Below are 23,750 nucleotides of genomic sequence, written 5' to 3'. Positions count from 1 at the left end.
CCTAGGGCCAATTGGGCGGTGAGCTCCCCAACTTCCCCGGGTAGCCCCCCGACGGCTTCGACGCCCTCCGCATGGCGGCGGGTCTGTACCCCGCACCCGGCCACACACGCGGCCCGGCACCCGCTGCGGGGTGCCGGACCTCGTCGTTCCACCGTCCTTCCGTCCGGGGCCGCTGTCGGTGGGGTCTGGTAGGAATGCTGGTGTGAGCAGCGAGGACGAGCGGGGCGAGGGCGTGGAGGGTGCGCCGGGGGAGCAGCTCGCGCTCATTCGGGAGAGTGTGCGCCGGTCCAAGGCCCCGCGGGCCAAGCCGCGCACCTGGCGGGGAGCCGCGCTCGCCAAGGAGCTGCCCGTCGCCCGGGTGCTCGTGGACAAGGGCGTGCTGCACCTCGACCGGTACTTCGACTACGCGGTGCCCGAGGAGCTGGACGAGCTGGCCCGGCCCGGGGTGCGGGTGCGGGTGCGGTTCGGGGCCGGGCGGCACCAGGTGCGTGAGGGGCGCCGCGAGGGCGGGGGCCTGGTCGACGGCTTCCTGGTGGAGCGGGTCGCCGAGTCCGACTACTCGGGACCGTTGGCCGCGCTCGCGCAGGTGGTGTCCGCCGAGCCCGTGCTCGACGAGGAGCTGCTGCAGCTGGCCCGCGCCGTCGCCGACCGGTACGCCGGAAGTCTCGCCGATGTGATCCAGCTGGCGGTGCCCCCGCGGAACGCGCGCGCGGAGGGCAAGCCGTCGCCCGAGCCGCTTCCGCCGCCTGCCGCGCCCGAACCCGGGTCATGGGAGAGGTATGCGCACGGGGCGGGGTTCCTCCAGGCCCTGGCCTCGGGCGGTGCGCCGCGCGCCGTGTGGAACGCGCTGCCGGGCCCGCTGTGGGCCGACGAACTGGCGCGGGCCGTCGCCGCGACGCTGGCGTCCGGGCGCGGGGCGCTGGTCGTGCTGCCGGACGGCAGGGCGGTCTCCCGCGTCGATGCCGCCCTGACCGCCCTGCTCGGTACGGGCCGGCATGCCGTGCTCACGGCAGACGCCGGGCCGGAGAAGCGGTACCGGCAGTGGCTCGCCGTGCGACGCGGTTCGGTGCGGGCCGTCGTCGGGACGCGGGCCGCCATGTTCGCGCCGGTGCGCGATCTCGGCCTGGTGGCCCTCTGGGACGACGGGGACTCCAGCCACAGCGAGCAGCACGCGCCGCAGCCGCATGCCCGGGAGGTGCTGCTGCTGCGCGCCGCGCATGACAAGTGCGGTTTCCTGTTGGGGAGTTGGAGCTGCACCGTCGAGGCCGCGCAGCTCGTCGAGAGCGGATGGGCGCGCCCGTTGGCCGCCGAGCGCGATGCGGTGCGCGGGGCCGCGCCGCTCGTCCGCACCGTCGGCGACGCCGACCTCGCGCGGGACGAGGCGGCGCGGGCCGCGCGACTGCCGTCCGTCGCCTGGCAGGTGGCCCGCGAGGGGCTGCGGCAGGGGCCCGTGCTGGTGCAGGTGCCCCGGCGCGGATACGTACCGCGGCTCGCGTGCGAGAACTGCCGGGCTCCGGCGCGGTGTCGGCAGTGCGCCGGGCCGCTGGAGGCACAGGGTGCGGGGGGCGCCCTCGGGTGCGGCTGGTGCGGACGCGAGGAAGCGGCCTGGCACTGCCCCGAGTGCGGCGGGTTCCGGCTGCGGGCGCAGATAGTCGGGGCGCGGCGGACCGCGGAGGAGCTCGGGCGGGCGTTCCCGGCGGTGCCGGTGCGTACGTCGGGCCGGGAGCAGGTGCTGGACACGGTTCCGGACGCGCCGGCGCTGGTGGTGAGCACGCCGGGCGCGGAACCCGTCGCCGAGGGGGGCTACGCGGCGGCACTGTTGCTGGACGGGTGGGCGATGCTCGGGCGGCCCGATCTGCGGGCCGGGGAGGATGCGCTGCGCCGTTGGATCGGCGCGGCCGCACTGGTGCGGGACCAGGGCGCGGGCGGCACCGTCGTGGTGGTCGCCGAGCCGACGCTGCGGCCCGTTCAGGCCCTGGTGCGGTGGGACCCCGTGGGCCATGCGCTGCGGGAGCTCGCCGAGCGGGCCGAGCTGGGATTCCCTCCGGTGTCGCGGATGGCGGAGGTCTCCGGGGCGCCGGACGCGGTGGCCGAGTTCCTGCGGAGCACCGAACTGCCGCGGGACGCCGAGGTGCTGGGGCCCGTGCCGTTGCCGGTGACCCATGCCGGAGGTCCCCGCCGTACCGGAGCGCCGCCGCCCGGCGAGCCGTGGGAGCGGGCGCTCGTCCGGGTACCGCCCGGCAGCGGCGCCGCGCTGGCGGGGGCGCTCAAGTCCGCCCAGGCCGCACGGATGGCGCGGGGCGCCGACCGGCCGGTGCGGGTCCGGGTGGATCCGCCGGACATCGGGTGAACCCCGGGCGGGCGTCCCGCGCCCGCGGTGGACGCGGCACCGCCGGTCACCAGCCGGGTTGCGCCGGCGTCGCCACCTCATGCGTCCCGCGGCGGCCGCTCCGGCGAGCCCCGGGTCCGGGCGCCCTTCCCTGTGCGCCCGAGCCCGGCGCGACGGCGCCCGGCTGTCGCGGTGCGATGCGAACGGCCGCGGACGCACGCTCACCCCGTCCCGCCGCCCGGCTCGACGGGCGGGCGGCGGGACGGGGTGAGCGTCGGACGGATCAGCCGTGGCGGGGGCTCGGAAAGGCCCCGGGGCGGGGGTCGTCGCGCAGGGACGTGGTGGTCGCCGTGGGCTGCGTCGGCATCGTGCGGGCGGCGGGGACCGAGGGTACGGCCGTGCCGACCGCCACCGGTCGCGCGCCCGAGGTGTCCGTCGCGCGCTCCGCCTCGGCCGCCGCCTGCGCCGCGGCGCGCCGCGCGCCGTAGCGGCGGTGCACCGCCTGCTTGGTGACGCCGAGCGCCGAGCCCACCGCGTCCCACGAGAAGCCCAGCGAACGGTCGAAGTCCACGGCGGCGGTGACCAGCGTCTCGACGCTGTCGCGCAGCTCCTGGGCGAGGCGGACGGTCGGGGCGGGCGCCCGGCCGTAGACGACGAAGCCTGTGGAGGGACCGGAGCGGCGCGGGCGGTAGACGTTGCCCAACTGGGCGGTGAGGGTGCGCAGTGCGTCCACCTGCCGGCGGACCCGCTCGATGTCCCGTACCAACAGGTGCAGGCTGGCCCGTGCCTGGGCGTCGTGGGTTGCGTGGTCGGCCATGAACAAGCCTCTCGAACCGGCGTTGAAGGGGGATGGTCCAATTCGTGCTCAGGGGATCGGGCCGCGGTCCCGCACCCCGTGGGGGTCAACTCCTTCTTGACCAACGCGCCACCCCCTGTGGGGTCACGGGTGCGGGGGCGTGAGGGCATGTGCAAGGGGCGCACTTCGGGCCGTACGCCCCTGGGGTGGGCCCATAGACTGGGTCGTTGCACGTCACACACCTGCCACCGTCCCCGCCCGAGAGGCCGACAGCCACCGATGAAGCTCGTCTTCGCAGGCACCCCCGAGGTCGCCGTTCCCGCCCTGGACGCCCTGATCGCCTCCGACCGGCACGAGGTGGCAGCGGTCGTCACCCGTCCCGATGCTCCCGCGGGCCGTGGCCGCCGGCTGGTCGCCAGCCCCGTCGCACAGCGTGCCGAGGAGGCCGGGATCGAGGTGCTGAAGCCGGCGAAGCCGAGGGACGAGGACTTCCTCGCCCGGCTGCGCGAGATCGCGCCCGACTGCTGCCCCGTGGTGGCGTACGGCGCGTTGCTGCCCCGTGTGGCACTCGACGTGCCCCGGCACGGCTGGGTGAACCTGCACTTCTCGCTGCTGCCCGCCTGGCGGGGCGCTGCGCCGGTGCAGCACGCGCTGATGGCGGGCGACGAGATCACCGGGGCGTCGACGTTCCTGATCGAGGAGGGGCTCGACTCCGGGCCCGTGTACGGGACCGTGACCGAGCAGGTGCGGCCCGCCGACACCAGCGGCGATCTGCTCACCCGGCTCGCGTTCGCGGGGGCCGGGCTGCTCGCGGCGACCATGGACGGTGTCGAGGACGGCAGCCTCAAGGCCGTGCCGCAGCCCGAGGACGGCGTCACCCTCGCACCGAAGATCACGGTCGAGGACGCGCGGGTGGACTGGGCGGCGCCGGCGCTGCGGGTCGACAGGGTGGTGCGGGGGTGCACGCCCGCACCCGGCGCGTGGACCACCTTCCACGGCGAGCGGCTGAAGCTGATCCAGGTGGGCCTGGTGCACGAGCGCACGGACCTCGCTCCGGGGGAGCTGGCCGCGGGCAAGCACAACGTGTACGTCGGGACCGGGTCCCATGCCGTCGAGCTTGTCTGGGTGCAGGCCCAGGGCAAGAAGCCGATGCGCGCCGCGGACTGGGCGCGCGGCGTCCGGATCGGGACGGGCGAGGCCCTCGGGCGCTGAGCCGGGCCCGCGGCATTGCTCCCGCCGGAGGGCGGGGGTCCGGGGTGTCCAGTGGCACCGTTCCCGTCGGAGGGCGGGGGTCCGGGGTGTCCAGCGGGGCGGGCGGTCCTGCTTCCCGCCCGGACCGCCCGTGCCGGGCACCGGGCCGGGCCGAGCCGCCACCCGGCGGCGCTCGGGGGCCGGGCGCCGGGCCCGGGCCGTGGCTGCGCACCGGACGCATGCCCGCTCCGGGGCCACGTAGGCTGGTTGCTGCACCTCATCCCAGAAGCGGAGCACCTTTTCGTGAGCGAGCAGTCTCGTCGTCGTCCCAGCAAGCCGGGCAAGCCGTACCGTCGTCCGCAGAAGGACCCGGTCCGGATGCTGGCGTTCGAGGCGTTGCGGGCGGTGGACGAGCGGGACGCGTACGCGAACCTCGTGCTGCCGCCGCTGCTGCGCAGGGCGCGCGAGAAGGACGGGTTCGACGGGCGGGACGCGGCACTTGCGACCGAGCTGGTGTACGGGACGCTGCGCCGCCAGGGCACGTACGACGCCGTGCTCGCGGCCTGTGTGGACCGGCCGCTGCGCGAGGTCGACGCGCCGGTGCTCGACGTGCTCAGCCTCGGCGTGCACCAGCTGCTGGGGACCCGCATCCCCACGCACGCCGCCGTGTCCGCGAGCGTGGAACTCGCCCGCGTCGTCCTCGGCGACGGGCGCGCGAAGTTCGTCAACGCCGTCCTGCGCAAGGTGGCGCAGCACGACCTCGACGCCTGGCTGGAGCAGGTCGCGCCCCCGTACGACGAGGACCCCGAGGACCATCTCGCCGTCGTCCACTCGCATCCGCGCTGGATCGTCTCGGCCCTGTGGGACTCGCTCGGCGGTGGCCGGGCCGGCATCGAGGACCTGCTGGAAGCGGACAACGAGCGGCCCGAGGTCACCCTCGTGGCCCGCCCCGGCCGCGCCACCGCGGCCGAGCTGCTCGACACGCTCGGCGAGGAGGCCTCGCTGCCGGGCCGCTGGTCGCCGTACGCGGTGCGGCTCATCGAGGGCGGGGAGCCCGGGGCGATCGACGCCGTGCGGGAGGGCCGCGCCGGCGTGCAGGACGAGGGCAGCCAGCTCGTCGCGACGGCCCTCGCCAACGCGCCGCTCGACGGGCCCGACCTGCGGTGGCTGGACGGCTGCGCGGGCCCCGGCGGCAAGGCAGCGCTGCTCGCCGGGCTCGCCGCCGAGCGCGGGGCGATGCTGCTCGCAGCGGAGAAGCAGCCGCACCGTGCCGGCCTCGTGGCCAAGGCCCTGGCCGGCAACCCCGGCCCCTACCAGGTCATCACCGCCGACGGCACCCGGCCGCCGTGGCAGCCCGGCACCTTCGACCGCGTCCTGATGGACGTGCCGTGCACCGGGCTCGGCGCCCTGCGGCGCCGCCCCGAGGCCCGCTGGCGCCGCCGCCCGGAGGACCTCGAGGGCTTCGCTCCGCTGCAGCGCGCGCTGCTGCACACGGCACTGGAGTCGGTCCGGCCGGGCGGTGTCGTCGGCTACGCCACCTGCTCCCCGCACCTCGCGGAGACCCGCGCCGTCGTCGACGACGTCCTCAAGCGGTACGCGGGCGCGGAACTCATCGACGCCCGCCCGCTGTTGCCCGGCGTCCCGGCCCTCGGCGACGGTCCCGACGTGCAGCTGTGGCCCCATCTGCACGGCACGGACGCCATGTATCTGGCCCTGCTGCGCCGCACGGACTGACGCCCGGCTGCCCGGGGGTCCGGGTGCCGAGCGCGACCGCAGCGTCACGCTCCGCACTCTTCCGTGCGCACTCCCGGCGCCGGGCCGGTCCGGGGGATGGACCAATGAGAGCAACCCGCCTCCGGCATGGCAGGCTTGGGGCATGGCCGTGCAGATCAACCCCAGCATCCTGTCCGCCGACTTCGCCCGACTTGCCGAGGAGGCACGGGCCGTCGAGGGCGCCGACTGGCTCCACGTCGATGTCATGGACAACCACTTCGTCCCGAACCTCACGCTCGGGGTGCCGGTCGTAGAGTCCCTGGCACGTGCGACGGACACGCCGCTGGACCTGCACCTGATGATCGAGGACGCCGATCGCTGGGCCCCGCAGTACGTCGAAGCGGGTGCCGGATCGGTCACCTTCCACGCCGAGGCCGCCGCCGCGCCGGTCCGGCTGGCCCGCGAGATCCGTGCCAAGGGCGCCCGCGCGTCCATGGCGCTGAAGCCCGCGACGCCCATCGAGCCCTACGAGGACATCCTGCCGGAGCTCGACATGGTGCTGATCATGACCGTGGAGCCGGGCTTCGGCGGGCAGGCGTTCCTCGACATCATGCTGCCGAAGATCCGCCGTACCCGTGAGCTCATCAGCAAGCACGGCCTCGAGATGTGGCTCCAGGTCGACGGCGGAGTCTCGGCCTCCACCATCGAGCGGTGCGCCGAGGCCGGCGCCGATGTCTTCGTGGCGGGTTCCGCCGTGTACGGGGCAGCCGATCCGGCGGCCGCGGTACGTGCACTGCGCACCCAGGCGGAGACCGTGACCCGGTCGGCGGCGTGGGCATGCGACCACTGAGCCACGGGAACGTGAACGCCGCCCATCAGGGCTGATCAAGCACGCCGGATCTGCAAGGATGAACGGCGAATCCAGAATGTGAACAGCAGTGAGGAGATCGCCGTGTCGGGTATGTCGGCAGGTCGGTCAGCCCTGCGGATGGGACCCGCGGAGCTGGTGCAGGCGGCGGCCATGGCCCGCCGCTTCTACCTCGAGGGCAAGTCCAAGATCCAGATCGCCGAGGAGTTCGGCGTGAGCCGCTTCAAGGTGGCCCGGGTCCTGGAGACGGCCCTGGAGCGTGATCTCGTGCGCATCGAGATCCGTGTGCCCGCCGAGCTGGACGCGGAGCGCTCCGACGCGCTGCGCGCCCGCTACGGCCTGCGGCACGCCGTCGTCGTCGAGTCCCCGGCCGAGGCCGAGGAGTCTCCCGACCCCGAGAACCTCGGCGAGGTCGCCGCCGACCTGCTCGGCGAACTCGTCAACGAAGGCGATGTCCTCGGCCTGGCCTGGGGCCGCTCGACCATCCACATGGCGGCCGCCCTCGACCGGCTGCCGCCCTGCACCGTCGTGCAGCTCACGGGTGTGTACGACGCCGGGACCGCCGAACGCGGCTCGGTGGAGGCCGTCCGCCGTGCCGCACAGGTATCCGGCGGCGACGCGCACCCCATCTACGCGCCGATGCTGCTGCCCGACGCGGCCACGGCGGCGGCACTGCGCAACCAGACGGGGATCGCCCGCGCCTTCGAGTACTTCGACAAGGTGACGGTCGCCTGCGTCTCCATCGGATCCTGGGAGCCCGGCATCTCGACGGTGCACGACATGCTCAGCGACGAGGAGCGCGCGCACTACGCGTCCCTCGGTGTCGCCGCCGAGATGTCCGCGCACCTCTTCGACAGCCAGGGCCGTCGGGTCGGGCGGGACCTGGGGGAGCGGTGCATCACGGTCGAGGCCGACCGGCTGCGGCGCATCCCCGAGGTCGTGGCGATCGCGGGCGGGCAGCGCAAGGCGTCCGCCATCGACGCGGTGCTCCGCTCCGGCCTGGTCACGAGCCTCGTCACGGACACGGCCGCGGCGGACTTCCTGATGACGGCCGGTCCCACGCCCCGCCCCGCCCTGGACCGCGGGGACCCGGACGGTTCCTGACCCCGCATCCGTACGGCCGGCGGTGCCAGGGGGAGCGGCACGGCCGGCCGAGCTGGTGCGGCCCCGCACGCCCGGGGCACGGGGCGTGCCGTCCGCGCGCCCGGGCCGGCGGGTTGCGCCCCGGGGACCGCGTCCGTTGCGGACCGCCTCGGCGCACGGCACGGAGCCCGCAGAGCGCGTAGGGACCCGGTCGGCACGGGGCGCCCGGACGGTTCACGACCGGCACGGTGTCGTCGTGCACCGGCCCGGGCTGTGGCAGCATCGGCGCCATGCTGCTCCGGCCCGCCCGGCGTGTGTGCCCCGCGCCGCTCCGGCCCGCCCCGCGCGGGCGCGCCGCACTGGTCCTCTGCCTCGCGGCCCTGCTCACCGGCTTGCTCTCCGGCTTGCTCTCCGGCTGTTCCCCGACGGCGACGACGCATCCGGCGACCGGCGGCAGGTCGGCCTCCGCGGGCTCTGCAGCCTCCGCGGCCGCCGTACCGACCCCGGGGTGGGCCCGCGGCATGCGGACCGTGGCCGTCGGTGCACTGCCTCCCGAGGCCAGGGAGACGCTGCGCCTGATCGACCGGGGCGGCCCCTTCCCGTACGCCAAGGACGGCGTCGTCTTCGGCAACTTCGAGCGGCGCCTGCCGCAGCACCCGCGCGGCTACTACCACGAGTACACGGTCCGCACCCCGGGTTCCCAGGACCGCGGCGCGCGCCGCATCGTCACCGGCACCGGCGGCGAGACCTACTACACCGACGACCACTACGCGTCGTTCAAGGCGGTGCTGCGATGACCGACGGACCCTCACTCGCCCAGGCGCTCGCGATGGGCGGCTGGACCACGACCCGCCTGGACCTCACGGGCGTCGCCGACAAGGACGCCTTCATGGCGCGTGTCTCCGGGACCCTGGAGCTGCCCGGCTGGTTCGGCCGCAACTGGGACGCCCTCGCCGACTGTCTCACCGACCTGTCCTGGGCCGAGCCGGCCCGCGGCCGGCTCCTCCTGGTCACCGGGTGGCGCGGGTTCGCCGAGGCGCGGCCGCACGAGTGGCAGGTGGCCCAGGAGGTGTTCTCGGACGCGGCGGACTACTGGCGCACCACCGGTCCGGCCCTCGAAGTGGTGCTGGCGCTTGGAGGATCCGACGAGGGGCACCCAGCTGCCGCTGGATGATTGTCCCGGGCATCACAGTCCCCCTGACATGGGACAATGAAGTACGTGCTTTTCCCCCGGGCGAACGGTTCGGGGGCCGCCTCGATCGACTGGGATGAGCAGCACGTGCGTTTCCTCAATGACATCAAGCCGCCGTACGACCTGACGTACGACGACGTCTTCATGGTGCCGAGCCGCTCGGCTGTGGGCTCCCGGCAGGGCGTGGACCTCGCCACCCCGGACGGCACCGGGACCACCATCCCGCTCGTCGTCGCGAACATGACCGCGATCGCGGGCCGCCGCATGGCGGAGACCGTCGCCCGGCGCGGCGGCCTCGTCGTCATCCCCCAGGACATCCCGATCGACGTCGTCACGGACGTCATCTCCTGGGTCAAGGGGCGGCACCTCGTGCTGGACACCCCGATCGTGCTGGCCCCGCACCAGACAGTCGCCGACGCGCTGGCCCTGCTGCCCAAGCGCGCGCACAACGCGGGTGTCGTCGTCGACGACGAGCAGCGCCCCGTCGGCGTGGTCACCGACGCGGACCTGAGCGGTGTGGACCGCTTCACGCAGCTCGAAGAGGTCATGTCCAAGGACCTGCTGCTGCTCGACGCCGGCATCGACCCGCGCGAGGCCTTCCACACCCTCGACGCGGCGAACCGCCGCTACGCCCCCGCCGTCGACGAGGACGGCCGCCTCGCGGGCATCCTCACCCGCAAGGGCGCCCTCCGCGCGACCCTCTACACCCCGGCCACCGACGCGCAGGGCAAGCTGCGCGTCGCCGCCGCCGTCGGCATCAACGGCGATGTGGCGGGCAAGGCCAAGCAGCTTCTCGACGCGGGTGTGGACACGCTCGTCGTGGACACCGCGCACGGCCACCAGGAGTCGATGATCTCCGCGATCAAGGCGGTCCGCGGACTGGACCCGCACGTGCCGATCGTCGCGGGCAACATCGTCGCCGCCGAGGGCGTGCGCGACCTGATCGAGGCCGGCGCCGACATCATCAAGGTCGGCGTCGGACCGGGCGCCATGTGCACCACACGCATGATGACCGGCGTGGGCCGCCCGCAGTTCTCGGCCGTGCTGGAGTGCGCCGCCGAGGCGAAGAAGTACGGCAAGCACGTGTGGGCCGACGGCGGTGTCCGTCACCCGCGTGACGTCGCGATGGCGCTGGCCGCCGGTGCGTCCAACGTCATGATCGGTTCCTGGTTCGCAGGCACGTACGAGTCCCCCGGCGATCTCCAGCAGACCGCCGACGGGCGGCTGTACAAGGAGTCGTTCGGCATGGCGTCCGCGCGCGCCGTGCGCAACCGCACGAGCGACGAGTCCGCGTACGACCGTGCCCGCAAGGCCCTATTCGAGGAGGGCATCTCGACCTCCCGCATGTTCCTCGACCCCTCCCGCCCGGGTGTCGAGGACCTGATCGACTCGGTCATCGCGGGTGTCCGCTCCTCCTGCACCTACGCGGGTGCCGGCTCCCTCGAGGAGTTCGCCGAGAAGGCCGTCGTGGGTATCCAGTCCGCGGCCGGCTACGCCGAGGGCAAGCCGCTCCACAACAGCTGGAGCTGATCGCCGCACACTGCCGGAGCCGATCTCCTCGGCCCGCCCCGACGGCCCCGTGGTCCCCGTGACCACGGGGCCGTCGGCGTCTTGCCGGAGCGGGGGAGCGAGGCCGCTCCGGGGCCGCGGGAGGAGGCCGTACACCGGCACCGTAAAAATCCGGACATATGAGACGCGTGCAACGGTTGTTCGGGTTCGCGCAACAAAGATCCGCAACGGTTCGATGTGCGCAACGTTCGATTGGTGATGCACAAGGTTGCTGCATTACGATCGAGAACGCGCGGCTCGTAAGGTCGTGCCCTATACGTAGCGTGGCGGGACCGCCTGCTCGGTGGTCCGTCGTCTCGCCGGTCCTCCGTGGTGCCCGCCCGTCCCCCGACCGGCAGTGATCAAGGAGCCCCGCGCGTGCTCGAACCCGGCGCACCCACGCAACACCGCAGTACCCCCGTCTCCACCACCCCGCGGCCCCTTGGTCCGGTCGCCCGGCTCATGCGCCGCAAGCCGGTGGAACGCCTGGTCGCAGAGGGCGGCAAGGGTGAGGGCGGCTCGCTCCGCCGCTCCCTCGGCATGTGGCAGCTGACCATGATCAGCATCGGTGCCACGCTCGGCACCGGCATCTTCGTCGTGCTCGGCGACGCCGTCCCCCAGGCGGGCCCCGCGGTCACGCTGTCCTTCGTCCTCGCCGGACTCACGGCGCTGTTCTCGGCGCTGTCGTACGCCGAGCTGGCCGGCTCCATCCCCGTCGCCGGTTCCTCCTACTCGTACGCGTACGCAACGATGGGCGAACTCATTGCCTGGGTCTGCGGCTGGTGCCTGATCCTCGAGTACGGCGTGTCCGTCGCCGCGGTCGCCGTCGGCTGGGGCCAGTACCTCAACGAGCTGCTGAACGGGACGATCGGAGTCACCATCCCGGACGCGCTGTCCGCGCCGCCCGGCGACGGCGGCATATTCAACCTGCCCGCGCTGATCGTCGTGCTGCTGGCCATGGTGTTCCTGCTCGGCGGCGCCAAGGAGTCGGCCCGCGCCAACACCATCATGGTCGCCGTGAAGATCGTCGCCCTCGTGCTGTTCTGCGCGATCGGCGTCATGGGCTTCAAGTCCGGCAACTACGCCGACTTCATGCCGCTCGGCATGACCGGCGTCAGTGCGGCCGGCGCCTCGCTCTTCTTCTCGTACATCGGCTTCGACGCCGCCTCCACCGCCGGTGAGGAGGCCAAGAACCCGCAGCGCGACCTGCCGCGCGCGATCATGCTCTCGCTGATCATCGTCACCGCGCTGTACGTCCTGGTCGCCGCCGTCGCCGTGGGCGCCCGCAACTGGAAGACCTTCGAGGGCAGCGAGGCCACCCTCGCCGCCATCATGAACGACGTCAGCGGCCAGGCCTTCTGGGGCACGCTGCTCGCGGCCGGTGCGGTCATCTCCATCGCCAGCGTGGTGCTCACCGTGCTCTACGGCCAGACCCGCATCCTGTTCTCGATGTCCCGCGACGGCCTGGTGCCCAAGATCTTCGGCAAGGTCCACGCCAAGACCGGTGCGCCCCGCGCCAACACGATCATCGTGTCCCTGTTCTGCGGTGTCCTGGCCGCGGCCATTCCGCTCGGCGACCTCGTCGACGCGACCAGCATCGGCACGCTCTTCGCCTTCGCCCTGGTCAACATCGCGGTCATGGTGCTGCGCCGCACCCGCCCGGACATGCCGCGCACCTTCCGCGTGCCGCTGGTGTGGGTCTGCCCGGTGATCGGCTTCCTGCTCTGCCTCTACATGATGAAGAGCCTGGGCACGGACACCTGGGTGGTCTTCGGTGGCTGGATGGCCGTCGGCCTCGTAATCTACTTCGGTTACGGCATTCGCCGCTCCCGCCTGGCCACCGAGGCCGTCGCCGACGAGGCCACAGCAGAAAAGTGATCCATCCCCTGTGCGACTGAACGATCTCGACGAACGCATCGTCCATGCCCTCGCCGAGGACGCCCGGCGTTCCTATGCCGACATCGGCTCCCTGGTGGGGCTCTCGGCCCCCGCGGTGAAGCGGCGGGTGGACCGGCTCCGGGCGGAAGGGGCCATCACCGGCTTCACCGTCCGGGTCGACCCCGCCGCCCTCGGCTGGGAGACCGAGGGGTTCATCGAGATCTACTGCCGCCGCAACACCTCGCCCGAGGCCATCCAGCGTGGCCTCGAGCGGTACCCCGAAGTCGCGGCCGCCTCCACCGTCACCGGTGAGGCGGACGCGCTCGTCCAGATCTTCGCGTCCGACATGCGCCACTTCGAGCGGGTGCTGGAGCGCATCGCGGGGGAGCCCTTCGTGGAGCGCACCAAGTCGGTGCTGGTGCTGTCGCCGCTGCTGCGGCGCTTCTCCTCGGGCTCCCCCGCCTGAATCCCTACAGCTTCGGCCGCCAGGGCAGGACCTTGAAGTCGCCCGTCCCCTTCCTGACCTTCTCGAAGGGGGCGGAGCTCACGCACTTGGGCAGCCCCTTCGTCTCGGCGGGGCTGCCCGTCGAGGCCCAGCTGTAGCCGAGCCGGTCGTGCCGCCCGGTGTCCTGGACCGTGACGCCGACCCGCTTGCCCTTGGCGCCCGGCAGGGCCGAGTCCGTGATGACACCCGACACGACCGCCACCTTGCCGCCCGTGACCAGGCAGTCCACCCGGGCCTTCGCCCAGGCGCCCTCGCCGTTGAGGTAGTGGCTGAAGCGGAACGTGCCCGTGGCCTTCGACGGGTCGGCGTTGTCCTTCGCCGCCAGGTGCGCATCGAAGGTGAAGGTGATGTCGTCCCCGGCCGACCGGTAGAGCTTCGCGGAACCGGTGAGGGCCGCCGCCTCCCGTACCTGGCCCGCGCCCGGGTGCGCGGACGCGGATCCGTCGACGGCCGCGGCCGATCCGGCGGCCGCTGCGGCGATCAGCAGGACGGCGCCCGCGACGGCGCCGCGCGCAGGGGTGAACAGACGACTCATGTGAGCCCCCATCGAGGTGATGAACACCCGGTCCTTCCGGGCCTGTTCAGCCTCCCGTGGACGGGGTCCGGACACGTCGGACCGGGGACTGCACCACCCCTCCGCCGTGCGGCGGAGTCCCGACGCCCTTGCTGCACCCCGGGGTTGAGGGGACGTACGACGCGGGACGGCGACCTGACCTCTACGACTCGGACGCGCCCGGGACTCCCTCATCGGGCGGCGCCTCACAGCCGGCGGCCGGGGTTCAGCCGTCCGCCGCGTCGAGCCCCGGACCCGTCTGCCGGGCCAGCGCGTTGTTGCCGATCGAGTTGTGGACGCTGAAGCTCACCGTGTCGGAGCGGTAGCGGTCGTCCGACCACTCGACGGGGCGGCCCTCGCGTGTCGTGGTGACCCGGCGCACCCGCAGCAGCGGACTGGTCCTGCGCACGCCCAGCAGTTCGGCGTCCTGCGCACCCGCCGCGACCGCGTCGATGAGGTGCTCGCCGTAGGCGAAGACCAGCCCCGTGTCCTGGTAGAGCCGCTGGGTCACGGACGGGCAGTCCGGCTCGATACGCTCCACGGCCGGGGCGATCCAGCCCGCGTACACCGTCCGCTCCAGCAGCACCGGCTCGCCGTCGAGGCCACGCACGCGCAGTACGTGCAGCACGGGCTTCCCGGGGGGGACCTGCAGACGTACCGCGTCCTGGGCGGTCGCCGGACGGTACTCCGACGTGATCACCTGGCCCGTCGCCGTACGGCCCATGGCGCGCGCCCACTGGGCGAAGCTGCGCAGCTCCGCGAAGGTCTGGTTGCGGCGGCTGGCCAGGACCACGCGCCGCGCCCCCTGCCGGGAGCCGATCAGTCCCTCCGACGTCAGCGCGGCGACGGCCTGGCGGACGGTGCCGCGCGAGACACCGAAGCGGGCCGCGAGCTCCGTCTCCGGGGGCAGCCTGCTGCCCACCGTGTACTCCTCGCGGTCGATCGCCTGCCGCAGCTCTTCGGCGATCTCCTCGTGCCGTGCCGCCATGATCCCCCTTTCGCGCCCTGCTCCGTGTGCGCAGATGAATCAGCGTAGACGAGGGCGGAAGCAGATCGTTTCGACTGCTGTTCCACTGTCGATTGTCCGGCGAATCAGGGGACAGAGTTGACCTTCCGTTCACCATCACGACATCGATGACGGGCCTACTATGGCGAACTTGTTCAAACAAGTTCTCTGTCGAGCCCGGGCGCGGAGCGCCACGCGGACAGCACCCCAGGAGAGATCGTGACCGTGTCCCTGCCGAGGACCGCCGTCCTCACCGGCGGCCTAGCCGTCGCCGCCCTCACCCTCAGCGCCTGTGGCGCAGCCACCGACCAGTCCGCCACCGCCGACAGCAAGAAGGCTGCGGCCGCCACCTCCGCGAAGGACTTCGGCGGCATGGACGCCCTCGTCGCAGCGGCGAAGAAGGAGGGCACGCTGCACGCCATGGCGCTGCCCCGCGACTGGGCCAACTACGGCGCCCTGATCGACGGATTCCACAAGAAGTACGGGATCAAGGTCGAGGTCGAGAACCCGGACGGCACCAGCCAGGACGAGGTCAACGCGGTCACCTCGCGCAAGGGCCAGGACCGTGCGCCCGACGTCCTCGACCTCGGCAGCTCCTTCGCCCTGAGCGGCGCCCAGCAGGGGCTGTTCGCCTCGTACGAGGTGGCCTCCTTCGGCGACATCCCCGCCGGGCAGAAGGACCCGAAGGCCCGCTGGTACAACGACTACGGCGGCTACATCTCCATAGGCTGCGACGCCAAGCGGGTCAAGCACTGCCCGACCACCTTCAAGGACCTCCTCAAGCCCGAGTACAAGGGCCAGGTCGCGCTCAACGGCAACCCGACCAAGTCCGGCTCGGCCTTCGGCGGCGTCTACGCGGCGGCCCTCGCGAACGGCGGCTCCTTCGACAACATCCAGCCCGGCCTCGACTTCTTCGCCAAGCTGAAGAAGAACGGCAACTACACGCCCGTCGAGTCCACCCCGGCCACCGTCGAGAAGGGCGAGACGCCCATCAGCATCGACTGGGACTACCTCAACGCCGGTTACGCCGACGAGTTCAAGAGCAAGGGCCTCGACTGGAAGGTCACCGTCCCCTCCGACGGCCAGTACGCCCAGTACTACTCGCAGGCCGTCAACAAGGGCGCCCCGCACCCGGCCGCCGCGCGTCTGTGGCAGGAGTACCTGTACAGCACCGAGGGCCAGAACCTGTGGCTCAAGGGCTACGCCCGCCCCGCCCTGATGCCCGCCATGGACAAGGCCGGCACCCTCGACAAGGCCGCCGCCGCCAAGCTCCCCAAGGTCTCCGGCACCGCCACCTTCCCGACCGAGGCCCAGCAGACCAAGGCCAAGGGCGTCATCGCCCAGGGCTGGGGCAAGGCCGTCTCCGGGTGACCTCGACCGACATGACCGTCGCCCCCGCTCTCCCGCGTGCCGACACGGCGCCCGCCGCCCCCTCGGGGCGGCGGCGCCGCGCCGCCGACTGGCTGGCCGTCGTTCCGCTGCTCGCCTTCGTCGCGATCGCCTTCGGCATCCCCGCCCTGGCCATGCTCAACGGCGCCTTCACCGCCAAGGACCCGGCCACCGGCGCCACGTCCTACACCACCGCCAATGTCACGGCCTCGCTCGACGGGGCCTATCTCACCGCCCTGCTCGGCAGCATCAAGCTCTCCGCGGCCTCCGCCCTCATCGGTACCGTCCTCGGACTGCCGCTCGCCCAGGCCGTGGTGACCTCCCGGTCCCGGGCGCTGCGCGAGGCCGTGCTCACCGCCTCAGGAGTGCTCGCCAACTTCGGCGGCGTCCCGCTCGCCTTCGCGTTCGTCGCGACCCTCGGCAACTCCGGCGTCCTCACCCGCCACTTCGGCCTCGCCGACAAGGGCTGGAGCCTGTACACCTTCTGGGGCCTGACCCTGGTGTACCTGTACTTCCTGGTGCCGCTGATGGTGCTCACCATCACGCCCGCGCTCGAGGGCCTGCGCGCCCAGTGGCGCGAGGCCGCGCAGAACAACGGCGCCACGCACCTGCAGTACTGGCTGCATGTCGCCCTGCCCGTGCTCGCGCCGTCCCTGCTCGGCGGTTTCGTGCTGCTGTTCGGCACCGCGTTCGCCGCGTACGCCACCGCCGCCGCGATCGTCGGCAGTTCGATCCCGCTGGTCACGCTGCAGATCGCCGACGCCATCTCCGGCAACGTCCTCGTCGGCCAGGAGAACGTGGCCCTCGCGCTCAGCCTCGACATGGTCCTGGTCGCAGGCCTGGTGATGGCCGTGTATCTGCCCCTGCAACGACGGAGCGCGCGATGGCTCGCCTGAACACTCCCTTCCGCCCCTGGCGGGGCGCGGTCCTCGCATGCACCGCCGTGTACTTCCTGGTCCCGCTCGTCGCCTCGGTGATCTTCACCGTCGACGTGCCGGGACAGGGGCTGACGTTCGACGCGTACACGCAGATCCTCGGCACCGACGGCTTCACCGCGAGCCTGCTCCTCTCACTGGAACTGGCTGCCGCCACCATCGCCGTGGTGCTGCTGCTGATGGTGCCCGCCATGGTCGCCCTGCGGCTCGGCGCGCCCCGGCTGCGCCCCGTCGTCGAGGTCGTCTGCTCGCTGCCGCTGGTCGTCCCGCCCATCGCCTTCGTCGCCGGGATCGGCACCGTCCTGAAGTGGGGCCCGGACCATCTCGCCGCGACCCCGCTCTTCCAGACGTTCGTGGCGCTGCAGAACCCCGACTTCCCCGTCGTGCTGATCCTCGCGTACGTCGTGATGGCGCTGCCCTTCGTGTACCGGGCGCTGGACGCCGGACTGCGCGCGGTCGACGTCCGCACCCTCGTCGAGGCCGCCCGCAGCTGCGGCGCCGGCTGGCCCCAGGCGCTCGTCCGCGCCGTGCTGCCGAATCTGCGCGGGGCGCTGCTGAACTCCGCGTTCCTCACACTGGCGCTGGTACTCGGCGAGTACACGGTCGCCCAGCTCCTCGGTTTCAGGCCGTTCGCCGTGTGGATCGTGGACGTCAGCGGATCGCAGGCGCAGATGTCCGTCGCCGTGTCCGTGCTCAGCCTCCTCGTGACCTGGGCGCTCCTGCTCGCGCTCACCGCGTTCGGCGGCCGGCGCGCCTCCTCTCGTACCGCCTCACAGGGATGACCTCCACCATGACGCTCACCGCCCCCGAAACCGGCGAGCGGCGGCCCGCCGCGGACGCCGCCACCGTGGAATTCCGCGGCCTGCGCCGGGCCTTCGGCCAGGCAGTCGCCCTCGACGGCCTCGATCTGACCGTGCGGCCGGGTGAACTCCTCGCCCTGCTCGGCCCGTCCGGCTGCGGCAAGACCACCGCGCTGCGGATGCTCGCCGGCTTCGAGCACCCCGACTCCGGCGAGGTCCTCGTCGACGGCGAGGACGTCACCCGGGTACCGGCCCACCGCCGCGACGCCGGCATGGTCTTCCAGTCGTACAGCCTCTTCCCCCATCTGAGCGCGCTCGACAACGTCGCGTTCGGGCTGCGCATGCGCAAGGTGCGCACGGCCGAACGACGTGCCCGCGCCGCCGAACTGCTGGAACTGGTCGGTCTGGCCGACAAGGGCGAGCGCTACCCGCACCAGCTCTCCGGTGGCCAGCAGCAGCGGATCGCGCTGGCCCGCGCGCTCGCCCTGCGCCCGCGCGTGCTGCTGCTCGACGAACCGCTGTCCGCGCTGGACGCCAAGGTACGGCTGACGCTCCGTGAGGAGATCCGCCGGCTCCAGCAGGAACTCGGCATCACCACGCTGTTCGTGACGCACGATCAGGAAGAGGCACTGTCCATGGCCGACCGGGTCGCGGTGATGCGCGCCGGGCGCCTTGAGCAGTGCGCGGAACCCGCCGAGCTCTACGGCCGCCCCGCCACCGCCTTCGTCGCCGAGTTCGTCGGCACGATGAGCCGGATCCCGGGTGTGCTCGGCGAGGACCGCACCACCGTCGAGGTCCTGGGCCGACGGCTGCCCGTGGACGGCGAGCCGATCGACGGCCCCACCGTGGACGTCCTCGTGCGCCCCGAGGCGCTCCGGGTCGCCGCCGACCCCGAGGGCGACGCCCGGGTCGTCGCCACGGCCTTCCTCGGCGCGGCGACCCGCGTCACCGTCCGCCTCGCCGACGGCACCGAGGCCAAGGCGGACCTGCCCACGCACGAGGCCGCGGCCCTCGCCTCCGGCACGGCCGCGACGGTGACCCTGCCGGACCGGCCGGTCCTGGTTGCCGCGCGTGAGCGCTGAGCCCGGGCCCCCGATGCACCGTCCCTCGTTACCCCGCGGGGAGCGTCCGGTCGATCACGCCGGGATCCCCCGGATCCCGGATGACCGACCGGACGGCCCCTGTGCCCCCTGTGGCGCCCGTGCGCCGCAGTACGCCCCGCAGCCGTGTGCGACCCCACGCCCGTATCCGCTGCACGTCGTGAAAGAGAGCCCCGTGACCCACCGCACCGCCCCCGCACCGTCCCTGCAGGCCGTCCTGTTCGACATGGACGGAACCCTCGTGGACACCGAGCAGCTGTGGTGGGAGGCCGTCGACAAGGTGGCGGCGGGGCTGGGGTACGGCCTCACGGACGGCGACCAGCCCGATGTGCTGGGCCGGCCCGTCGAGCACACGGCCGCCGTGCTCGGCCGGGCCGTCGGCGCGGACGTCGAGCAGGTCGCCGGCGCACTGCACCGGGAGTTCGCGGCCCGGGTGCGCGCCGGGGTCGTGCCGCGCCCCGGTGCCGTCGACCTGCTCGTCGCGCTGCGCAGCGAGGGCGTCCCCACCGCCCTCGTCACCGCGTCCCCGCGCCAGGTGGCCGACATCGTCCTGGACGCGCTGGACCGGCTGGGCGCGGGCCGTTTCACGACCACCGTCACCGCCGACGACACCCCCCGCACCAAGCCCGACCCCGACCCCTACCTCGCCGCCTGCGCCGCCCTCGGTGTGCCGCCGGAGGCCTGTGTGGCCGTCGAGGACACCCCGACCGGTGTCGCGTCGGCCGAGGCGGCGGGCTGCCAGGTCCTTGCCGTGCCGTCACTCGCGCCGATCGACCCGGCGCCCGGGCGCACGGTGCTGGCCAGCCTGGCCGACACCTCGCCCGACCGGCTCCGCTCGCTGCTCGGGCCGGCCGCCGGACTCCCCGACGGTCGGGCGGGAATCCCGCGCCAGGCCCTCGGCCCCCGCTTCCCGGTCGAGGCGTTCACCACCCGCCGCGCCCGCGTCGGCGACCCCTTCCACATGACCGTCGCCGGTCTCGTCCGCAGCACGCACCCGGTCACCTTCGCCAAGGCGGAAGGACCGGAGTGGGCCCGGGTGGGCGACGACGGCACGATCACCGGCATCCCCGCCGAGGCGGGGGACACCGAGGTCACCGTCACCGCCACCGACCCCCATGGCGGCACGGCCCTGATCACGGCCCGCGTGCCCGTCGCCGCCGCCGACGAGCCCCTGGTCCGCTCGCTGCGCGTCATGAGCTGGAACCTCTGGCTGGGCGGCACGAGCATCGACGGGCACCGGGACAAGCAGCTGAAGGTGCTCCTCGACGCGGACGTCGACGTCGTCGGGCTCCAGGAGACTCTCGCCACCTCGGCCCAGGAACTGGCCGAAGCGCTCGGCTGGGACCACCACCGGGCGGGCGACAACCTGGGCATCCTCTCCCGCTACCCGATCACCGGCCGCCTCGGCGCTCCCGACCCAGGCTTCTACGGCGCGACCGGAGCCCGTATCCGCCTCGACGACCGGCAGCACGGCGCGGACGCCGCCCCGCAGGAGATCGTCCTGTGGTCCGCCCACCTCGGGTACACCCCGTACGGCCCGTACGACGCCTGCTTCGACGGGCTGGAGGAGGACCGGCTCATCGCCCGTGAGGAGGAGTCGGGACGGCTCGGCCAGATCCGCGACATCCTGCGCGACCTCGCCCCCGACCTCGCTCGCAGCGCCACGACGCCCGTCCTGCTGGTCGGCGACTTCAACGCCCCCTCGCACCTCGACTGGACGGCCGCCGCCGCACCCGCGCACGGCGGTCGCGGCCCCGTCGCGTGGCCCGTGACCCTGGCCGCCGAGGCGGCCGGGCTGCGCGACTCCTACCGGGAGGCCCACCCCGATCCGGTGCTCGACCCGGGCGTCACCTGGTCGCCCATCCATCCGGTGCACGAGGACGGCAGCGGACGTCCCGAGCCGCAGGACCGCATCGACTTCGTGCTGTGTGCGGGGGACCGGCTGGAGGTGAACGACTCCACCGCTCTGACCAGCGGAAACGTCCGCCACTGGCCGGACGTCGCTGCCAATGAGTGGCCATCCGACCACGCGGCGGTGGTCACCACGTTCGGCCTGCGACCGGCCGGGACGGCGACATCGCGCAAGGAATCACCGCAGGAGGCCTGACACGCGCAACGGATCGCACAGTGGCGCGCAACATCGGCGCCTTGTCCTGGTTGAAGACCGGACCGTACCGTCTATGCGTCCCCGCAACTTACGCACCGGTGAGGTCCCGCCCATGCCCGCGCTGCGCGCCGCCCTGCTCCAGAGCTCCGGCACCCCCGGCTCCGTCGTCGAGAACCTGAAGGTCCTCGACGCGGCCGCCGGCCGGGCCGCGGCGGCAGGCGCCGGCCTCCTGGTGACACCCGAGATGTTCCTCACCGGGTACGCGATCGGCGACGCCGTGCCGAAGCTCGCCGAGCCCGCAGATGGCGACTCCGCGGACGCGGTCGCCGAGATCGCCGCACGCCACGGCATCGCCGTCGCCTACGGCTTCCCCGAGCGGGACGGGGAGACGGTCTACAACGCGGTCCAGCTCGTCGACGCCGACGGCCGGCGCCTGGCCACCTACCGCAAGACGCACCTGTTCGGCTGCTTCGAGCGCGAGTGGTTCACGCCCGGCGACCGGCCCGTCGTCCAGGCCGAGCTGGGCGGCCTGCGCATCGGCCTGATGATCTGCTACGACGTGGAGTTCCCCGAGAACGTCCGCGCCCACGCCCTCGCCGGTACCGACCTGCTGCTGGTGCCCACCGCGCAGATGCACCCGTTCCAGTTCGTCGCCGAGTCGCTGGTTCCGGTGCGCGCCTTCGAGAACCAGATGTACGTCGCGTACGTCAACCGCACCGGCCCCGAGGGCGAGTTCGAGTTCGTCGGGCTCTCCACGCTGGCCGGGCCCGACGGTGTCGCCCGGGCCCGTGCGGGCCGCGGCGAGGAGCTGGTGTTCGGTGACGCCGACCCGGAGTTCCTGGCCGCCTCGCGGGAGAACAACCCCTACCTCCGCGACCGCCGCCCGGGACTGTACGCGTCCCTCGTCTGACCTTCGCCGCCCCGCCCCGCCCCCAGCTTCATCTGCAAGGAGTCCGTACCCCATGACGTCCACGGTGCCCCCCGCCGTCCCGCACAACGACGCGCAGCCGCCGATCACCATGTTCGGCCCGGACTTCCCCTACGCGTACGACGACTTCCTCGCCCACCCCGCGGGCCTCGGCCAGATACCGGCGACCGAGCACGGCACCGAGGTGGCGATCGTCGGCGGCGGCCTCTCCGGCATCGTCACGGCGTACGAGCTGATGAAGATGGGCCTCAAGCCCGTCGTCTACGAGGCCGACCAGATCGGCGGCCGGCTGCGCACCGTCGGCTTCGACGGCTGCGACGAGAGCCTCAACTGCGAGCTGGGCGCGATGCGCTTCCCGCCGTCGTCGACCGCGCTCCAGCACTACATCGACCTGGTCGGTCTCGAGACCAGTCCGTTCCCGAACCCGCTCGCCGAGGCCACCCCGTCGACCGTCGTCGACCTCAAGGGCGAGTCGCACTACGCCGAGACCGTGGACGACCTGCCCGAGGTCTACCGCCAGGTCGCCCAGGCGTGGAACGCCTGCCTGGAGGAGGGCGCCGACTTCTCCGACATGAACCAGGCCATGCGCGAGCGCGACGTCCCGCGCATCCGCGCGATCTGGGCCAAGCTCGTCGAGAAGCTCGACAACCAGACCTTCTACGGCTTCCTCTGCGACTCCGAGGCCTTCAAGTCCTTCCGCCACCGCGAGATCTTCGGCCAGGTCGGCTTCGGCACCGGCGGCTGGGACACCGACTTCCCCAACTCCATCCTGGAGATCCTGCGCGTCGTCTACACCGAGGCCGACGACCACCACCGCGGCATCGTCGGCGGCTCCCAGCAGCTGCCGATGCGCCTGTGGGAGCGCGAGCCGCAGAAGATCGTCCACTGGGCACAGGGCACGTCGCTCGCCTCGCTGCACGACGGCACGCCGCGCCCCGCCGTCACCCGGCTGCACCGCACCGCCGGCAACCGCATCACGGTCACGGACGCCTCCGGCGACATCCGCTCCTACCAGGCCGTCGTCTTCACGGCCCAGTCCTGGATGCTGCTGTCCAAGATCGCCTGCGACGACGAGCTGTTCCCGATCGACCACTGGACGGCGATCGAGCGCACCCACTACATGGAGTCCAGCAAGCTCTTCGTGCCCGTCGACCGGCCGTTCTGGCTGGACAAGGCCGTCGACGACGAGGGCAACCCGACCGGCCGTGACGTCATGTCGATGACGCTGACGGACCGCATGACCCGCGGCACGTACCTGCTGGACAACGGCCCGGACAAGCCCGCCGTGATCTGCCTGTCCTACACCTGGTGCGACGACAGCCTGAAGTGGCTGCCGCTGTCGGCGAACGAGCGCATGGAGGTCATGCTCAAGTCGCTCGGCGAGATCTACCCGAAGGTCGACATCCGCAAGCACATCATCGGCAACCCGGTGACCGTGTCCTGGGAAAACGAGCCCTACTTCATGGGAGCGTTCAAGGCCAACCTGCCCGGCCACTACCGCTACCAGCGGCGCCTGTACACGCACTTCATGCAGGAGCGCCTCCCCGAGGACAAGCGGGGCATCTTCCTCGCGGGCGACGACATCTCCTGGACGGCCGGCTGGGCCGAGGGCGCTGTGCAGACCGCCCTCAACGCCGTCTGGGGCGTGATGCACCAGCTCGGCGGCACCACCGACCCGACGAACCCGGGCCCCGGCGACGTGTACGACGAGATCGCGCCGGTCGAGCTGCCGGAGGACTGAGGCAGGGCCTCGACCGAGGCCTGCCGACGAGGCGCGGCCCCCATCGGGGCCGCGCCGCCTTCCGACCCGGGCCGCCGGGGGAACCCAC

At 73.0% G+C, this 23,750-nt stretch carries 20 protein-coding genes; 17 read left to right on the top strand and 3 right to left on the bottom strand.

The window, feature by feature from the left end:
* Nucleotides 1-202 precede the first annotated feature (202 nt).
* Nucleotides 203-2,350 carry a primosomal protein N' gene (locus tag ACWCP6_RS10790; RefSeq protein ID WP_450932040.1) on the top strand — a complete coding sequence of 716 codons (2,148 nt, stop codon included), beginning with the start codon at nucleotides 203-205 and terminating at the stop codon, nucleotides 2,348-2,350.
* A gap of 262 nt (nucleotides 2,351-2,612) precedes the next feature.
* Here ACWCP6_RS10790 and ACWCP6_RS10785 read toward each other — a convergent pair whose 3' ends face one another.
* Entirely contained in the window at nucleotides 2,613-3,146 is a 534-nt protein-coding gene (locus ACWCP6_RS10785) for a hypothetical protein (protein ID WP_450932039.1), read from the bottom strand.
* Between the two features lie 258 nt (nucleotides 3,147-3,404).
* Here ACWCP6_RS10785 and fmt point away from each other — a divergent pair, with 258 nt between their 5' ends.
* The 9 genes from fmt (at nucleotide 3,405) to ACWCP6_RS10740 (ending at nucleotide 13,064) form a co-directional block, all read left to right on the top strand.
* Nucleotides 3,405-4,337: a methionyl-tRNA formyltransferase gene (gene fmt, locus ACWCP6_RS10780; protein ID WP_450932038.1), complete on the top strand. Its 933-nt coding sequence runs from the start codon at nucleotides 3,405-3,407 to the stop codon at nucleotides 4,335-4,337.
* Between the two features lie 282 nt (nucleotides 4,338-4,619).
* Nucleotides 4,620-6,050: an RsmB/NOP family class I SAM-dependent RNA methyltransferase gene (locus ACWCP6_RS10775; RefSeq protein WP_450932037.1), complete on the top strand. Its 1,431-nt coding sequence runs from the start codon at nucleotides 4,620-4,622 to the stop codon at nucleotides 6,048-6,050.
* Nucleotides 6,051-6,192: 142 nt separating this feature from the next.
* Nucleotides 6,193-6,879 carry a ribulose-phosphate 3-epimerase gene (gene rpe / locus ACWCP6_RS10770; RefSeq protein WP_450932036.1) on the top strand — a complete coding sequence of 229 codons (687 nt, stop codon included), beginning with the start codon at nucleotides 6,193-6,195 and terminating at the stop codon, nucleotides 6,877-6,879.
* Between the two features lie 78 nt (nucleotides 6,880-6,957).
* Nucleotides 6,958-8,001 carry a sugar-binding transcriptional regulator gene (locus ACWCP6_RS10765; protein WP_450932035.1) on the top strand — a complete coding sequence of 348 codons (1,044 nt, stop codon included), beginning with the start codon at nucleotides 6,958-6,960 and terminating at the stop codon, nucleotides 7,999-8,001.
* A gap of 269 nt (nucleotides 8,002-8,270) precedes the next feature.
* A complete protein-coding gene (locus ACWCP6_RS10760) occupies nucleotides 8,271-8,777 on the top strand; it encodes a ribonuclease domain-containing protein (protein WP_450932034.1) in 507 nt (168 codons plus the stop codon).
* Nucleotides 8,774-9,154, top strand: a complete 381-nt coding sequence (locus ACWCP6_RS10755) for a barstar family protein (RefSeq protein WP_450932033.1) — start codon at nucleotides 8,774-8,776, stop codon at nucleotides 9,152-9,154. The genes ACWCP6_RS10760 and ACWCP6_RS10755 overlap by 4 nt, the downstream gene beginning before the upstream one ends.
* 105 nt (nucleotides 9,155-9,259) lie before the next feature.
* Nucleotides 9,260-10,702 (top strand): GuaB1 family IMP dehydrogenase-related protein, encoded by a 1,443-nt coding sequence (locus ACWCP6_RS10750; protein ID WP_450932284.1) that lies wholly within the window; start codon nucleotides 9,260-9,262, stop codon nucleotides 10,700-10,702.
* A gap of 396 nt (nucleotides 10,703-11,098) precedes the next feature.
* Complete coding sequence (locus tag ACWCP6_RS10745; RefSeq protein WP_450932032.1) at nucleotides 11,099-12,598, top strand: amino acid permease; 1,500 nt, start codon at nucleotides 11,099-11,101, stop codon at nucleotides 12,596-12,598.
* Nucleotides 12,599-12,608: 10 nt separating this feature from the next.
* Nucleotides 12,609-13,064 carry an Lrp/AsnC family transcriptional regulator gene (locus ACWCP6_RS10740; protein WP_450932031.1) on the top strand — a complete coding sequence of 152 codons (456 nt, stop codon included), beginning with the start codon at nucleotides 12,609-12,611 and terminating at the stop codon, nucleotides 13,062-13,064.
* 4 nt (nucleotides 13,065-13,068) lie between these two features.
* On the opposite strand, the gene ACWCP6_RS10735 is transcribed toward ACWCP6_RS10740, so the two are convergent.
* On the bottom strand, nucleotides 13,069-13,638 hold the full coding sequence (locus tag ACWCP6_RS10735) for a hypothetical protein (RefSeq protein ID WP_450932030.1): 570 nt from the start codon (nucleotides 13,636-13,638) through the stop codon (nucleotides 13,069-13,071).
* Nucleotides 13,639-13,882: 244 nt separating this feature from the next.
* Nucleotides 13,883-14,644: a GntR family transcriptional regulator gene (locus tag ACWCP6_RS10730; RefSeq protein ID WP_450932029.1), complete on the bottom strand. Its 762-nt coding sequence runs from the start codon at nucleotides 14,642-14,644 to the stop codon at nucleotides 13,883-13,885.
* Nucleotides 14,645-14,881: 237 nt separating this feature from the next.
* Between ACWCP6_RS10730 and ACWCP6_RS10725 the strand changes: the two genes are divergently transcribed.
* From ACWCP6_RS10725 to ACWCP6_RS10695, 7 genes are all read left to right on the top strand, one after another.
* Complete coding sequence (locus tag ACWCP6_RS10725) at nucleotides 14,882-16,033, top strand: ABC transporter substrate-binding protein (protein ID WP_450932028.1); 1,152 nt, start codon at nucleotides 14,882-14,884, stop codon at nucleotides 16,031-16,033.
* Nucleotides 16,034-16,044: 11 nt separating this feature from the next.
* Nucleotides 16,045-16,947: an ABC transporter permease gene (locus ACWCP6_RS10720; RefSeq protein WP_450932283.1), complete on the top strand. Its 903-nt coding sequence runs from the start codon at nucleotides 16,045-16,047 to the stop codon at nucleotides 16,945-16,947.
* Complete coding sequence (locus ACWCP6_RS10715; protein ID WP_450932027.1) at nucleotides 16,935-17,768, top strand: ABC transporter permease; 834 nt, start codon at nucleotides 16,935-16,937, stop codon at nucleotides 17,766-17,768. Before ACWCP6_RS10720 ends, ACWCP6_RS10715 begins: the two co-directional genes overlap by 13 nt.
* A gap of 8 nt (nucleotides 17,769-17,776) precedes the next feature.
* Nucleotides 17,777-18,868: an ABC transporter ATP-binding protein gene (locus tag ACWCP6_RS10710; RefSeq protein WP_450932026.1), complete on the top strand. Its 1,092-nt coding sequence runs from the start codon at nucleotides 17,777-17,779 to the stop codon at nucleotides 18,866-18,868.
* Between the two features lie 193 nt (nucleotides 18,869-19,061).
* The gene (locus ACWCP6_RS10705) at nucleotides 19,062-20,993 is read left to right on the top strand and encodes an HAD-IA family hydrolase (protein WP_450932025.1); all 1,932 of its coding nucleotides are present in this window, start codon (nucleotides 19,062-19,064) and stop codon (nucleotides 20,991-20,993) included.
* A gap of 112 nt (nucleotides 20,994-21,105) precedes the next feature.
* Nucleotides 21,106-21,903 (top strand): carbon-nitrogen hydrolase family protein, encoded by a 798-nt coding sequence (locus ACWCP6_RS10700; RefSeq protein WP_450932282.1) that lies wholly within the window; start codon nucleotides 21,106-21,108, stop codon nucleotides 21,901-21,903.
* A 52-nt stretch (nucleotides 21,904-21,955) separates the two neighbouring features.
* Entirely contained in the window at nucleotides 21,956-23,662 is a 1,707-nt protein-coding gene (locus tag ACWCP6_RS10695; protein ID WP_450932024.1) for a flavin monoamine oxidase family protein, read from the top strand.
* Nucleotides 23,663-23,750: the final 88 nt, after the last annotated feature.

The sequence above is a fragment of the Streptomyces sp. NPDC002004 genome, from assembly GCF_053593975.1.
Note: the sequence above shows the minus strand (reverse complement) of the source record. Positions and strands in the feature narration are given on the sequence as shown.